Origin of the sequence: Pseudomonas sp. Rh2 (genome assembly GCF_040762985.1) — a bacterium.
Lineage (GTDB): Bacteria > Pseudomonadota > Gammaproteobacteria > Pseudomonadales > Pseudomonadaceae > Aquipseudomonas > Aquipseudomonas taiwanensis.
The window spans coordinates 3,022,941-3,037,984 of sequence record NZ_CP142890.1; the positions used below are offsets into that span (position 1 = coordinate 3,022,941).

Below are 15,044 nucleotides of genomic sequence, written 5' to 3' on the forward strand. Positions count from 1 at the left end.
GTGCCCGGCTGTTCTGCCTCGAGGTGTCGATGTTCTACCTGCCTTTGTCCAGCGATCGAGCTGACCGTCTTGCCCGTGAGCCTGCCGCCGGCGACTTCTTTCTGTCCGCCAGCCTGCTGGAGGCTGCCGCCGTGCTGTTCGTGCAGAACCTGCCGCGCCAGTCAGGCACTCCATCGGTCGAAACCCAGGAGCGCCGACTGGCGGAGATGGTGCGTATCGCCAACGACGTGGAAGCAGCTGCGCCTGGTCAGTTCCAGGCGCAGGTCGCGCAACGCTACGACCGCGAGGCATTCGCCATGGGCTTGGGAATGCTGGGCGAGAACGGTATCGGTCTGCTGTCGGCCGAGGTCCAGTATGACACTCAGGAGTTGCTCGACGACGACGGTCAGTGGAGCTTTCAGTTCGCCGATATCTACCGGCAGCGCGCCACGCCCTTGCACCCGGTGTACTTGCCGTCGCTGGCCAGTGACCTGATGCTGAGCGACCAGCAGAACCGCCTGCTGCGCGAGTTCCTGTCATGTGCCGACGAGTCGGTGGCGGTGCAGGGCTTCGCAGGCACTGGCAAGACCTTTCTGATTCACCAGTTCGCCCGCTTGCTCGACCCTTCTCGTACATTGTTGCTGGCGCTGACGGAAGGTCAGCTCAGGGCGCTGCAGGCCAGGGTCAAGGATGCCCAGGCGTACACCGCGATGACATTCGGCCAACTGGCCGACGAAATACTCAACCGCGACCTGACCAGCAATGGCTGGCGTTTGCGTGATCCGTACCGGACCAAACTGTCGTGGCGCCCGCAGGAGGCGCAGGTGGTGAAATGGCTGGGTATCCCGGACATCGGCCCACTGGCAGCCCGCGATGTGGTGGCGCTGTGCATCAAGGCCGTGCGTGCGTTCTGCCACAGCGGGGACGACCAGTTGCAGCTGCACCATCTGCCCTGGGCCGGCCCGGGTATCACACCCTTGGACCAAGAGGTGCTGCTGGATAAAGCGCGCCTGTACTGGCAAGAACTGGTTCGCCCCTCGGCCCGTGAGATCCAGTTGCCGGTGCGTGACTACCACCGTGTGAAGCTGTTGTCGCTGACCTTCGAGGTGATCGACGCCCGCTACACCCATGTCATCGTCGATGAGGCCCATGAACTGTCGGCGCCCATGCTGGCCGTGCTCGACCGCAGCCCGCAGTCGGTCATCGCCCTGGGCGACGAACTACAGAATCTCAACGGCCTGAGCCCGCACCATGGCGGTTTCATCCGCCAGCGTTACATCGATCATTCGCTGCGCGCCGGGCCGGCCATGGACGCGGTGCTCAACCCGCTGATCCAGGCCCACCCGGCGTCGATCCAGGCAGCCTTCAGTGGCAGCGCCGAGCACTATACGCGCGTCAGCTTCTTCGATGCCGTGACGGTTCCCGAGCAGCCGACGGCGTTGATCGTCGATGACGAGTGGGGGCTATTCGGCTGGTTCCAGCGACTGACGCACCAAGGGGTGCCGTTCGTCCTGCTGCAAAGTGCACGCAAGGATTTCGAGCTGTTCGTCGAGGACTGCATCGAGCTGTACCGGTACGGAACCCGGCCACGCCACCCGATGTTGTTCCGCTATGCCAGCTGGCAAGCGTTGGAGCAGGACAAAGGCGACGACAAGGCCTTCATCGCGGTGGCCAACATGCTGCGCAAAGGCTATACCCCGGAGCATTTCGCCAAGGCCAAGAGCCGTTACCGCTGGGACAAGGCGCCGAAGCTGTTCCTGGGGCGGGTGCGGGATGTGAAGAACATGGAGTTCGCCCGGGTGATGGTATCGCCGGAATTGATGGTGGCGCCGAGCACTGGAGGAGGCCGCAATGAGCGGGCGCGGACGCTGGCCGGGCTTTATACCGCGTGTTCACGGGCGCGGCATGAGTTGATCGTGCCGGGTGGGATGCTGGACTGGGTCAAGGACCAGGCGCGGGGTTGAGGGTAATGGGGCCGCAAAGCGGCCCCATTGATCGGTCAGTTCCGATCCAGCCAAACGGTCTGGGCGTTGGTGAACTCCCGCACACCAAAGTGCGAAAGTTCACGGCCAAAGCCGCTCTTCTTCACGCCACCGAAGGCCACGCGGGGGTCGGAGGCGCAGTAGCCATTGATGAACACGCCACCCGTTTCCAGTGCGGCAGTCATGCGCTCGGCCAAAGCGTAATCGGCGGTGTAGATGGTCGAAGCCAAACCAAACTCGCTGTCGTTGGCCAGCTCCACCGCGTGGTCGGCGTCGCGTGCGGTGATGATCGCCGCCACCGGTCCGAACAGCTCCTGCTTGAACGCGGTCATGTCAGGGGTGACGTTGCCAAACACTGTCGGTTCGTAGAAGTTGCCCACGCCTTCGACCTTGTGGCCACCGAGCAGCAGGGTCGCGCCTTCGGCGAGGGTCGCCTGGACCTGGCCATCAAGCTCGTCACGCAGGTCGTAGCGGGCCATCGGGCCAATGTAGGTGTCATCTTCCAGCGGGTTGCCGACTTTCAGCTGGCGGGTCGCCTCGACGAACTTGCGGGTGAATGCTTCGGCGATGCTCGCTTCGACGATCAAGCGCTTGGCGGCAGCGCAAACTTGGCCAGTGTTCTGGTAACGACCGATCACAGCAGCCTTGACCGCGGCATCCAGATCCGCGTCCGCCAACACGATGAACGGGTCGGAGCCGCCAAGTTCCAGCACGCACTTCTTCAATGCAGCACCGGCTTGTGCGCCGATGGCCATGCCGGCGCGCACGCTTCCGGTGAGGGTGACGGCCGCAATGCGCGGGTCGTTGATAGCCCGAGTGACGCCGTCGGGGGTGACGTTCAGCACCTCGAACACGCCTTCAGGCAAACCTGCATCCTTGAACAACTCGGCCAGCAGATAGGCGCTGCCCATGACGTTCGGCGCGTGCTTGAGCACGTAGGTGTTGCCGGCCAGCAATGCAGGGACCGCGCCTCGCAATACTTGCCAGATCGGGAAGTTCCACGGCATCACGGCCAGGATCGGGCCAAGCGGGCGGTATTCGATACGGGCTTTTTCGACTTGGGTCGGCTCCGGCGCCAGCATCGCCGGGCCGTGTTCGGCATACCACTGGCACAGACCAACGCACTTGCTCACTTCGCCACGGGCCTGGGCGATCGGTTTGCCTATCTCGCGGCTGATCATCTGGGCGAAGGTTTCAGCCTTGGCTTGCAGCGTGTTGGCCAGGGCCAGCAGGTACTCGCTGCGCTGACCCAGGGACACCTGGCGCCATTGGCTGTAACCCGCCTTGGCACGCTGCAGCGCCGCTTCCAGTGCGGCGTCGGTATCGAAAGGGTAGTGGCCGATCTGCTCGCCGCTGAAGGGGTCGACGGAGATGGCGTGGGTCAGGCTGCTGATCTGGCTCATGGATGTACGCTCGTTGTTGTTTATCAGTCAGCCCAGACTAGTGGTGTAGGACTTTATTGAAAACTGAATAATAATGAGCGAAACATTCACGTTTGGAGAATGACTTTGGATCTGGTGCAACTGGAGATCTTCAAGGCGGTGGCCGAGCAAGGCAGCATCAGCGCTGCCGCCCAACACATTCATCGGGTGCCGTCGAACCTGACCACCCGCATCAAGCAGTTGGAAGAAGACCTGGGCGTTGAATTGTTCATCCGCGAGAAGAGCCGCTTGCGCTTGTCTCCGGCAGGCTGGAACTTTCTTGAGTACACCCGGCGCATTCTCGACCTGGTCCACGAGGCGCGGCTTACCGTGGCCGGGGAGGATCCCCAGGGCACTTTCGCCCTGGGTTCGCTGGAAAGCACCGCGGCGGTACGTATTCCGGCGTTGTTGGCAGCCTACAACCAGCGTTACCCGAAAGTGGATCTGGACCTTTCCACCGGCCCTTCCGGGACCATGCTCGAGGGTGTGTTGTCCGGGCGCTTGGTGGCCGCGTTCGTCGATGGCCCGGTGTTGCACCCGACACTGGAAGGCATTCCGGTGTTCGAGGAGGAGATGGTGATCATTTCGCCCCTTAACCATACCCCGGTAACCCGCGCCCAGGATGTCAACGGCGCAAGCATCTATGCGTTTCGCGCCAATTGCTCATACCGCCACCATTTCGAGAACTGGTTCGTCCAGGACCAGGCGGTACCAGGCAAGATCCATGAGATGGAGTCGTACCACGGCATGCTGGCATGCGTGAGCGCGGGCGCCGGCCTGGCCATGCTGCCGCGCAGCATGCTCGACAACATGCCAGGGTGCAGCACGGTCAGCGCTTGGCCGATGTCGGAAGATTTCCGTTACCTCAAGACCTGGCTGGTATGGCGGCGAGGGACGGTCTCGCGCAGCCTGAGCATGTTCGTGAAATTGCTCGAAGAGCGCCGCGTCGGCTGACCCTGCGCAGGCACGAACTCGGGCATGGCCGCGGCGTCAAATGCTAGGTAAGCCGTTCCCATGTGGAGGGTCGAATCATGCGCAATCATCACTATGCACTGGGCGCTTTGCTGTTGCTTACGCTCGCCTTGCCGTGGACGCTGGCGGCCACCGCCGACCTCAATGCACCCATCGACATGCAGGCGGTGCAACTGCAACCCCAGGAGCAAAATGGCATCCGTTACCTGCAGGGCGGTATCGGCCAGGATGAAGCCAATGCCTTGCGCAAGACGCCGGGCTATGACTTGCATGTCACCCTGTCCACTGGGTCGGAAGGGAAGTTCCAGACCGGCGCCCAGGTCGATATCCAAAGCGCCCAGGGCCAATCCGTGCTGAGCTTGAGTGACGTCGGGCCACTGCTATTCGTTCAACTGCCGCCAGGGCAATACAAAGTCGTCGCCAATGCCCAGGGCCAGACGTTGCAGCAACCTGTGGTGGTCACTGGCAAGACCCCTGCACGGGTGGACCTGAACTGGCGTTGAATCGTTAACGTCTGCGCAGGAGTACAGATGTGCTCCTGCCGCTCAGGAGCGTATCGCCATGAACCTGGCCATGAACCTGGAGCGCCAGCTCAAGTCGCTGGACGAGCAGGGCTACGTGCTGATCCCCAATGTGCTCGACCCCTTGCGGGTGGCCTTGGTGCGCTGTGCCATCGACGACTTGCAACCCATCCACTGGGACTACCAGGGGCTGCTGGAGCACTACAAATGCGTCTTCAATCGTAACCCGCTGTGGTTACCGTTTCTTGATCTGCCGCCGCTTATCAGCTTGGCTGAAGCCGTGCTTGGTCACGACTGCCACGTGATCGGTCAGACGGCATGGCGCAGCCATCCGGGTTATCCGGGCATGGCGCTGCATCTGGACCATCTGCCCATGGCGCTACCAGCCTGGCTTCGCGAACACGGCGATTTCACGCAACCAATACAGATCCTCACGGCGCAGTTGTACCTCACCGATGTCGACCAGTCCCTCGGGCCTACATGGGTGGTGCCGGGTAGCCATCGCGCGGGCCGCACGCCATGGGAAGGCGAACGCCAATGGCAGGGCAGAGAGGCCGAGCCAGTATTGTGCAAGGCGGGCGATGCCTTGGTGTTTCGCAGCGATCTTTGGCACAGCGGCGGCGCCAACCTCAGTGAATCGCGCGATCGCGACATGCTGCAGGTGCATTACGGGCGGCGCATGGTGGCGCAGAAATTCTCGCCGTACCTGGCCTGGCGCTTCAACCCGGAGGTGCTGGAGCATGCCACGCCCAGGCAGCGACGTTTGCTGGGCGAGCATGATGAGGCGGAGTACGACTAAGTCGTGGCTATTAGCCAATAGTGGCAAAAGCCTTTCAACTTTTTGATTAACTGGACAATAATCAAAAAAGTATTACCTCGTGTGACCGGTTGGATGCACCGGCCACCGCCATAAGTGAGGGGTTCAAGCCCCCGTGTGCCTAGCAGGCCCCGTCTTGGCAGCGGCCTGCTTGTGTTGACCATCAGGAGAAGTCATTGATGAAAACCCGTCTCGCCGCTTCGCTGGCCGCCGCTGTGCTGGCCCTCGCCGGTGCCAACCTGGCCCAGGCTGCACAGGTGTCCGGCGCCGTTGGGGCCACTGGCCAAGGCGACATGACCTACCGTATCGGCCTGTCGTTCGATTGGGACAAGAAGTGGTTGGAGAGCAGCACCGGCTACCTGAGCGGCTACTGGGATGCAGCCTACACCTATTGGGAAGGCGGTGAGGCAAGTGGTGCCCACTCGCTGTCGTTCAGCCCGGTGTTCACCTACGAGTTCAGCGGTTTCACCTATACCCCCTACATCGAAGCGGGTATTGGCCTGGCTGCGTTTTCCAAGACCGACGTCGGCGATCAGCGCCTGGGGTCGGCCGTCAACTTCGAGGACCGTATTGGCTTCGGTCTGAAGCTGCCGGGTGAGCAGAAAGTCGGCATTCGTGCCATGCATTACTCCAACGCCGGCCTCAAGCAGCCAAACGATGGGATCGAGTCGTACTCGCTGTTCTACAGCAAGGGCTTCTGAGGTTCCTGGGGTCGCCTTGCGGCCTCGTCGCCGGCAAGCCGGCGCCTACAAAAGTAGGCGCTGGATGCCCGATCCGACGATCACACTTCAGAAGGTGTACGAAACCCCGGCCTGCACTGTGCGCGGTTCGCCTGGGTAGACGTAGTTGTTGAACGCGCCTTCGTCGTAGCTTTTGTCGAAGACATTCTTCAGGTCCAGGTTCAAGCGCACGTGTTCATTGACCTGATAGAAGCTGAGCAGATCGACCACGGTGTACTGCTCCATGGTGTAGGTCGTGGCGGCGGTCTGGCCTTGACGGTCGTCCACGTACTTCACCCCAACCCCAAGCCCCAGCCCCTTGGCCAGTCCATCCTGGAACTCATAGGTGTTCAGCAGGCTGAAGCTGTTGCGCGGAATATTCGCCAGCCGTGTACCAGTGGGCAGGCTGGTGTCCTTGGTCACCTCGGCATCCACATACGCATAGCCGCCAATCACTCGCCACTCAGGGGTGATGTTGCCCGCGATGTTGATGTCCAGGCCACGGCTACGCACTTCGCCGGCTGCAATCTTGTCGGTGCCGGTGGGGTCGTTCGGGTCGTTGGCCAGGACGTTTTCCTTGACGATGTGGTAGATCGCCGCGTCGACGCTCAGCTGACGATCGAGCGCTTCCCATTTCACGCCCAGTTCGTACGACTTGCCTTTCTCGGGGTCGAAACCACGGCCTGAGCCGCCTGCAGGGGCACCGCTGTTGGGCTTGAACGAGCGGGCAGTGTTGGCATACACCGCGACGGTATCGGTCAGGTCGTACAGCAGGCCGAAACGAGGCGTGACGCCATTCTCACCCTTGTCGAAATCGCCTGCCTTGTTGAGCTTGTTGACGTAGTCATGCTCGAAGCGCTCGAAGCGCACGCCGGCCAGGGCTTTCAGGCGCTCGGTCAGGGCAACCTGGTCCTGGATGAAGAACGCCCAGGTCTTGAGGTTTTCCTTGTCATGGGTCGTGGTGCGGGTCAGGGCAGGGCGGGACTGGTCGTAGACCGGGTCGAACAGGTCGATCGGATAGTCGGTTTTGCCACCGGCCGAGCGCAGGATGATCGAGTTGTAATCGTAGTCTTCGTACTCGATGCCGGTCAGCAAGGTATGGCTGAAACCAGCGGTGTCGAAGTGCCCGGTCAGGTTGAGTTGGTAATCGCGGTCTCGCCACTCCAGGTGGCGGTAGTTGAAGTTGCGTCCCAAGGTACGACCGTCGGCCTGCAGACCGTTGGCTTCGATGGCATTGCCCTTGAGCGAGCCGTCCAGCCACTGCGTGCCGCCGCCCAGGGTCCAGTCCTCGTTGAGCGCATGCTCGAAGCGCAGCTGTGCCATGTTGTTGTCGTTGTGCAGCATGTTGTCGCTGCCTTTGCCCCACACGTTGGTGTCACGCGAGGCCGACCCAAGCTGGTTGGGCAGGCGGGTCAGGCCACGGTCCAGCGGGTGGTTGTTACGCATGAAGTCGCCTTCGAAGACGATCTTGGTCGCGTCGTTGACCTGCCAGCTGAGCACGGGTGCGACGCTGTAGCGTTCGCTTTCGACATTGTCGCGGAAGCTGTCGCCGCCTTCGCCGAGCACGTTGAGCCGGTAGGCGAGGTTGCCGTCCTGGGTCAACGGGCCAGTGGCATCCAAGGTTGCCCGCTGCATGCCCTGGTCATCGAGCTGGCTACCCAGGGTGACGTGCGACTCCGGCAGCGGCTGCTTGCTGACCACATTGAAGGTGCCGCCAGGATCGCCACGGCCATACAGGCTGGTCGCCGGGCCCCGGATCACTTCCAGACGCTCGACGGTGTTGGCATCGGGGGCGTTCGGGTAGCCGCGGTTGATCGGGAAACCGTTGCGGTAAAACTCGCCGGTCGTGAAGCCACGCACGGTGAAGGTGGTCAGGCCCTGACCGCCGAAGTTGTTGGCACGGCCGACACCACCGGCATAGTCCAGGCCGTCCTGCAGGCGGGTGGCGCCGGTGTCCGTCAGCACATCCTTGGGCACCACGCTGACCGATTGTGGGGTTTCGTGCAGGGCAGTGTCGGTACGGGTGGCGCTGGCCGAGCGGGTGGCCTTGTAGCCGGTGACCGGGCCGTCCGCGCGCTCACTGTCGGCGGAACTGGTAATGCTCAGAGCCTGAAGCTCGATCTGGACGGGTTCACTCTGGGGGTCGGGCTCAGCCCAAGCCTGCGCAGAGACAGCATGAAGCACACAAAGCGAAACGAACGTGCGACGCATCGACGGTACGATCCTGGAGAGGGGCGCTGGAGGTTAAGGGGGATAAGTGTCGCAAATTACTACGAATCATTATCAAATGCATTCTTTTTAAGTGGAGCGCGCGTGCCAGGTCCTAGTCCACCGCAGCACGGGTGCGTGCTGCGGTGGACGGTCAGCTCAGCGGGTGGCCTTGATCGCGAGCACGTTGCACAACGGATGTTCCAGCACGTGCGCCGTGGTGCCGCCCAGGAACGTTTGCATGGCGTCGTGCCGGTGGCTGCCCATGACGATCACGTCCGCCCGGCTGTGGTTGACGAACTCAGCGATGGCGCGAATCGCCGGGCCTTCCAGAAAATGCCGGCGTTCGAGGGGGATTTCGTGGTGGTCACCCAAGCGGTTGAATGCTGCGCGTTGCGCGGTGCGCACGCTGCCATCGAAGCCTGGCATGGTCACGGTGCCTGCGCCGAAGTCAGCAATGTGGGTCTTGGTCGCATCGCACACATGCAGCAGGTGCAGCTCGGCATTGCATTGCAGCGCCAGGGCGTGGGCACTGCGGATGACCTGCTCGTCGAGGTGCTCGCCGGCGCCATGGCTGTTGAGGTCGACCGCCGCGGCGACCTGCCGCGGCAGGGGTAGGCGGATATCGCTGACCAGGTGCACGGCCACCGGACTGTCCTTGAGCAGTTGCCAGTCCAGCGGCGTCACCAGCAGGCGCTTGAGCACGGGTTCGTGTTGCACGTCCTTGATCAGCAGGTCGCAACCAAGGCGCTCGACTTGTTCGAGGGCGCTGGCCAGTGGGTCGCGGGTCAGCAGTAACTCGGTGGAGACATCCAGGCCTGAGTTGGTCAGTTGTTCAGCTTCGTCGGCCAGCCATTGCCGGTTGTCGCTGAGCAGGCGCTCACGTTCGCGGCCATCGCTCATCAGACCAAAGGTGTCGACGTCGTCGACGAAGACATTGATATCCAACAGCGCACCGCTGGATTCTGCCAGCGCGGCGGCGCGCTGCAGGGCGGGCGTGTGGCGCATTTGTGGGCCGAGCATGACGAACAAACGCTTGAACTGGCTCATCTCACACCTCCACGTGTGGCAGCCCCCCGGTTCATGCCTGTGTAGTTTTCTGGTCGTTGATGCCGTGCTTGTTCGTTCAGTCTAGACCTCGTGCGCAACGATGGCTTTGATTCGGTCGTGTCGGGGGCGGGCCGTTTTGACGTGGTGCCGTCCCCCGTAGCGGAGGTGCACTAACTTTATTCAGACTTGAAACTTCGCCACCTTCTCGTAGAACGCGCCTATGGTGATTGGCATCAATGTCAGTATACGAACTCCGCTCTCGTCGACGTGGATGCCATTGGCGGCTGCATGATAAACGTTAAGTTCCGAAAAGCCGTTTTTTCCGAAGTCATTATCGACTGTTCCATCGACGTTGAGTCTTGCTACGTGAAGGCTGGATTGTGCCTCTGGATCGTCACCACTTCGATAGGTTCGAGTTCCGGCCAGCAGCAACCTTCCTTGCGTGTCGAATTGCAGATGGTCGAAAACTTGCCCACCTTCAAGGTCCCCCCTGACTTCACGGGTGAACTGGGCAATTGGTTCGCCCTGCACGGTGTAGCCGTGCAAGTGCGTGCTGGTCGTGATGCTTGGCCAAACGGAAACGCTAGCCACTATCACGTCTTTGTGGATGGCAAGGCCTGCTCGGTTGGCGTTGCCACTGTCCGGTATTTTGATGGACCCTTGTACTCCAAAGGACGTATCTGGCAGAGCGTTCGGTTGATAACGCTGAAGGTGGATGGCCCCATCGGCTTGCCCAACCACAACGAAACCACCGTCGGCCATGAATGCCACATGGTAGGGAACCAGCGCTTGCCCATTGATTCTTGGCAGTTTCAACTGACTGGACTTCCCATCCTCGCCCAGGCCGGGCACTGGTGCTCCTGTTGCAGCATCCAGCAGCGCACACCAGAGGTCGTCATCCTGCGCCTCCCACGTTGCCACCGAGCCAGGGAAAACGGTGATGATGCGGTCACCGATAAGTGCAAGTTTTGGCTTGTATCTATAGTCAACGGCCTTTTGAAATTCGTTATACCCGAGGGTTTTAACAAGGGCCTCGGGCAGTAACGTGTTTTCTTTTTTGAAGGGCGGAGATGGAAGGGCGATGCCATCATCACCAAATCCGGCGACCGGAGAGAATGTTCTATCGTAGGCTCCCACTGCTACATGTACGACAGCTTTGTCCGTGTCGCCGGCGTAAATTACAGTCGAGGCTGTCAGGTAGCGTTCTTCATTTTTGTATTTTGCAAAGGTCATTGCATTGAAGTTGAAAACCTCGTAGGGAAGTGGCGAACTCTGCTTTTTGGAAACTTCAACATGGCCGGTTGCTTCATCCCATTGGCCGTCAGCACCAAGGCGGGTAAATACACCTTTTTCTCTCGTTGTGACATCATCAGTGTCGTAGCCGTAAAAGACCATGCTGCCATCGTCAGCGCTGGTGTATGGGTAAACTTGAAGCGTTTCTTTATCTGGGTTCTTGGGGGGCAGGGGCGGTACGCTTGCTTCTCCCTGATTGCCATACGATTTGTCGAGGTAGCCCGCACCTTCATTGGTGTTCATGCTCACGATTCTCCTGTTTCAAGACACGCTCACGTTGAGCGATTGGCTCTTGTCCAACAACTGTTAGAAATAACAGGTGGGTCGGGAATGCAGTCGGACACTTCGCGGGTGCTCGCTCCACCGCCAAGCGCTATGTCAGGTATGATGCGAGCCCCATCATTTCCACGAGGCCTATCCCATGTCCCTGAGCGTTGAACAGATTGGCGAATTCCGTGCCTTTGCCGAGCAGTTGGCTGACGCAGCTGCCTTGGCGATCAAGCCGTACTTTCGCGCCAGCCTGGATGTCGAGGACAAGGGAGGGCGCTTGTACGATCCGGTGACCGTGGCCGACAAAGCGGCTGAGGATGCGATGCGCGAACTTATTCAAGCTCGTTACCCTGAGCATGGCATTCTCGGTGAGGAGCTTGGCACGGCGCTGGGCAGCAGCCCGTTGCACTGGGTTCTGGACCCGATTGACGGCACTCGCGCGTTCATCACCGGCTTGCCGCTGTGGGGTACCTTGATCGCGTTGAACGATGGATCGCGTCCGGTCGTGGGTGTGATGAACCAACCTTTTACCGGCGAGCGGTTCGTGGGTACGCCTGAGGGGGCCTGGGGTAACAAGACGCTGCTTAAAACTCGGGCCTGTTCTGACTTGGCGTCTGCCACTTTGATGTGCACCACGCCGGATATGTTCGACACACCCGCACGCAAGGCGGCCTTCGAAGCCGTTGCTGGCAAGGCGCGGTTGATGCGTTATGGCGGCGATTGCTATGCGTACTGCATGTTGGCTTCGGGGTTTGTCGATGTGATTGTCGAGGCGAGTCTGCAGCCTTATGACGTGCAGGCGCTGATGCCGATCATCGAAGGGGCGGGTGGGGTGATTACGGCGTGGGATGGAAGTTCTGCGCAGCATGGTGGGTGTGTGGTTGCATGTGGTGATCCTAAGTTGCATGCACAGGTGCTGGAGATGTTGCGGTACGCGATGTAAATATAAATGAGCGGAAACTTCGATATTCAATCCGTGCGGTGATCTGGGCTCTGAGCTGGTGTTGCTTTATAGTGCTGTGAGTGTTTGTGCTACGTATTCGGTTTTAGGTTTGACGCTTTGGTGTTTGGGTTTATGAGCATATCCATTTGCCAAGGCGACGCTCAATCACCTTTCCGCTCTTACAGCGGGTCACTTTTTGGCAGACGCCCCAAAAAGTAACCAAAAAAGTCTGGCTCCTATCATTCGGCCCCTGCGCTGCGCTCCGGGGTTCCCTCGCTCCGGGCTTGCTCCGGGAGGACCGCGCTGAACGGCCCCTCCTGGGCCGCAGCGCTTGACGGGCATCCATGCCCGTCACCTCCCTGCGCAAGCCCTGCGCTCGGCCTCCTGAAGTCGCATGAGGTGGCGTCTGAACTACCGCGCGCTAGAAGCAAGAGCAAAGCGAAGCAAAAGAAAGTTTGCCTCGAATTTATAGTTTTAATGTTGGATTTAGCTGTTGTTGTTTTTCGGGTTTGGTATTTCATGCTCCGCTTTTGCTTTTCATGCGCGATATCCCAGACGCTGCAAATTGCGACGTCAGTAGGCCGAGCGTAGGGCTTGCGGAGGGAGGTGACGGGCATGGATGCCCGTCAAGCGCTGCGGCCCAGGAGGGGCCGTTCAGCGCGGCCCTCCCGGGAGCAAGCCCGTAGCGAGGGAACCCCGAAGCGAAGCGTAGGGGCCGGATGATAGGAGCCAGCGGTTTTTGCCTACTTTTGCCCAAGAGCAAAAGTAGGTCGCCGTAAAGGCGAAAAGGTGAATGAGCGCCTCCATGGCGAATGGATATTCACGCTATCTGAATGCCGCCCTTAAATCTGTGCTTTGAAGTTTGAAGTTTGAAGTTTGAAGTTTTGGTTTCTGGATACGTGAGCATATCCATTTGCCAAGGCGACGCTCAATCACCTTTCCGCTCTTACAGCGGGTCACTTTTTGGCAGACGCCCCAAAAAGTAACCAAAAAAGTCTGGCTCCTATCATCCGGCCCCTGCGCTGCGCTCCGGGGTTCCCTCGCTCCGGGCTTGCTCCGGGAGGACCGCGCTGAACGGCCCCTCCTGGGCCGCAGCGCTTGACGGGCATCCATGCCCGTCACCTCCCTGCGCAAGCCCTGCGCTCGGCCTCCTGAAGTCGCATTAGGTGGCGTCTGAACTACCGCGCGCTAGAAGCAAGAGCAAAACGAAGCAAAAGAAAATTTGCCTCGCATTTATGGTTTTAATGTTGAATGTGCGGCTGGTTTAGCTGTTGTTGTTGTTGTTGTTGTTGTTCGGGTTTGGTATTTCATGCTCCGCTTTTGCTTTTAATGCGCGATATCCCAGACGCGGCAAATTGCGACGTCAGTAGGCCGAGCGTAGGGCTTGCGCAGGGAGGTGACGGGCATGGATGCCCGTCAAGCGCTGCGGCCCAGGAGGGGCCGTTCAGCGCGGTCCTCCCGGGAGCAAGCCCGTAGCGAGGGAACCCCGAAGCGAAGCGTAGGGGCCGGATGATAGGAGCCAGCGGTTTTTGCCTACTTTTGCCCAAGAGCAAAAGTAGGTCGCCGTAAAGGCGAAAAGGTGAATGAGCGCCTCCATGGCGAATGGATATTCACGCTATCTGAATGCCGCCCTTAAATCTGTGCTTTGAAGTTTGAAGTTTTGGTTTCTGGATGCGTGAGCATATCCATTTGCCAAGGTGACGCTCAATCACCTTTCCGCTCTTACAGCGGGTCACTTTTTGGCAGACGCCCCAAAAAGTAACCAAAAAAGTCTGGCTCCTATCATCCGGCCCCTACGCTTCGCTCCGGGGTTCCCTCGCTCCGGTTTCGTGAAGCCGCGTATCGCACTTTTTCTCGTTTCTGGGTTCTATGCTTGGCCAGGCCCCGCCGATCCCCTGCGTGGCCGCCGACTTCGACCCGGTGCCAATGGTTGTACGCAAAACCCAATTCCTAAGACGACTGCTGCTGGCAGGAACCTTGATGTCGCTCGGCGCCTGCACCCAGCAACAGGGCCGCGATATCGTCAGCCAGCTCGGAGACAGCAAACCCAGCGAGCTGTTCCAGACCAGCGTCGACCGCTTGGCCACGCTGTCCATGCGCGACAACCTTCAAAGCCTGTACCTGCTGATGAACAAGCTCTACCTTCGTAACCCCAACCAGGTGAAATTGTCCGGCTACCTCGACGCCGCCACCGCCGAACGGCAGATACGCCACGCGATCGAGCAGCGCCAACCCCTGGCCCAACTGGGCAACAGGCGTGATCTGGCCGCCTTGAGCTATGCCCTGAGCCCGGAATTTCGCGGTGATCGCGTCGGGGCTTTCATCTATGCCATCGGCAGCATGCTCATCACCGCACACGGTGGGCGCACGGCGTTTTACATGACCGACACCATCGACCCCTTGTTCATCAACAACGCCGCCCGCAACATCGAAAAAGCCACCTGGATGCTCAGCCAACGACAAGATGCCAATGGTGTATTGCTGCTGTTCTCCAACGAGATCTCGGAAGAGGGCAGCAACCTGAGTTTCGCCGTCGAGTTCGGCAAGATCGTCGCGAGGCTGGACCTGTTGGCTGAACTGCTCGACGAACGATACCGACGCATCGGCCTCAACTACGCCCAGAGCCTGCTGCTGATGAACTTCCTCCCCGTGCAATGAGCCCCAACGTTTGCACTGCCCCTGTAGTCGTCGCCTTGCCGGCGATCCGGACGTCAACGCCAACCAGAATGTTCGATAATCGCACCAAGCTCTCCCTCCAGCCGTTCGCTATCCGCACGCCCAATCCGGGCCTCAGATTGCCACTCACCCGCCTTTTTGCTTAGTGTGTGGCGATCCGCCGAACGTCGCCTGCCCCAGTGGACGCGCCTCA

11 protein-coding genes are annotated in these 15,044 nt (G+C 60.2%); 7 read left to right on the forward strand and 4 right to left on the reverse strand.

What is annotated here, in order from left to right; genetic code table 11:
- Window positions 1–29 precede the first annotated feature (29 nt).
- Window positions 30–1,943: an AAA family ATPase gene (locus VXM67_RS13585; RefSeq protein WP_027907569.1), complete on the forward strand. Its 1,914-nt coding sequence runs from the start codon at window positions 30–32 to the stop codon at window positions 1,941–1,943.
- A gap of 35 nt (window positions 1,944–1,978) precedes the next feature.
- Here VXM67_RS13585 and VXM67_RS13590 read toward each other — a convergent pair whose 3' ends face one another.
- Window positions 1,979–3,364 (reverse strand): aldehyde dehydrogenase family protein, encoded by a 1,386-nt coding sequence (locus VXM67_RS13590; protein WP_023380486.1) that lies wholly within the window; start codon window positions 3,362–3,364, stop codon window positions 1,979–1,981.
- A gap of 105 nt (window positions 3,365–3,469) precedes the next feature.
- Here VXM67_RS13590 and VXM67_RS13595 point away from each other — a divergent pair, with 105 nt between their 5' ends.
- From VXM67_RS13595 to VXM67_RS13610, 4 genes are all read left to right on the forward strand, one after another.
- Window positions 3,470–4,336 (forward strand): LysR family transcriptional regulator, encoded by an 867-nt coding sequence (locus VXM67_RS13595; RefSeq protein ID WP_023380487.1) that lies wholly within the window; start codon window positions 3,470–3,472, stop codon window positions 4,334–4,336.
- A 77-nt stretch (window positions 4,337–4,413) separates the two neighbouring features.
- On the forward strand, window positions 4,414–4,857 hold the full coding sequence (locus tag VXM67_RS13600; RefSeq protein ID WP_023380488.1) for a hypothetical protein: 444 nt from the start codon (window positions 4,414–4,416) through the stop codon (window positions 4,855–4,857).
- 70 nt (window positions 4,858–4,927) lie between these two features.
- Window positions 4,928–5,674, forward strand: a complete 747-nt coding sequence (locus VXM67_RS13605) for a phytanoyl-CoA dioxygenase family protein (protein ID WP_027907567.1) — start codon at window positions 4,928–4,930, stop codon at window positions 5,672–5,674.
- A 197-nt stretch (window positions 5,675–5,871) separates the two neighbouring features.
- Complete coding sequence (locus VXM67_RS13610; RefSeq protein ID WP_023380490.1) at window positions 5,872–6,393, forward strand: acyloxyacyl hydrolase; 522 nt, start codon at window positions 5,872–5,874, stop codon at window positions 6,391–6,393.
- A gap of 87 nt (window positions 6,394–6,480) precedes the next feature.
- Here VXM67_RS13610 and VXM67_RS13615 read toward each other — a convergent pair whose 3' ends face one another.
- The 3 genes from VXM67_RS13615 to VXM67_RS13625 all read right to left on the reverse strand — a co-directional run bounded on the left by VXM67_RS13615 (window position 6,481) and on the right by VXM67_RS13625 (window position 11,205).
- Complete coding sequence (locus VXM67_RS13615) at window positions 6,481–8,622, reverse strand: TonB-dependent siderophore receptor (protein ID WP_027907566.1); 2,142 nt, start codon at window positions 8,620–8,622, stop codon at window positions 6,481–6,483.
- 156 nt (window positions 8,623–8,778) lie between these two features.
- Window positions 8,779–9,669, reverse strand: coding sequence for a universal stress protein (locus tag VXM67_RS13620; protein WP_023380492.1), 891 nt, complete (start codon window positions 9,667–9,669; stop codon window positions 8,779–8,781).
- A gap of 180 nt (window positions 9,670–9,849) precedes the next feature.
- Entirely contained in the window at window positions 9,850–11,205 is a 1,356-nt protein-coding gene (locus VXM67_RS13625) for a delta-60 repeat domain-containing protein (protein ID WP_186599135.1), read from the reverse strand.
- Between the two features lie 178 nt (window positions 11,206–11,383).
- On the opposite strand from VXM67_RS13625, the gene hisN reads away from it, so the two are divergent.
- Both hisN and VXM67_RS13635 read left to right on the forward strand, forming a co-directional pair.
- The gene (gene hisN, locus VXM67_RS13630; protein WP_186599136.1) at window positions 11,384–12,175 is read left to right on the forward strand and encodes a histidinol-phosphatase; all 792 of its coding nucleotides are present in this window, start codon (window positions 11,384–11,386) and stop codon (window positions 12,173–12,175) included.
- Between the two features lie 1,926 nt (window positions 12,176–14,101).
- Window positions 14,102–14,833 carry a hypothetical protein gene (locus tag VXM67_RS13635; protein WP_104882362.1) on the forward strand — a complete coding sequence of 244 codons (732 nt, stop codon included), beginning with the start codon at window positions 14,102–14,104 and terminating at the stop codon, window positions 14,831–14,833.
- Window positions 14,834–15,044 lie beyond the last annotated feature (211 nt).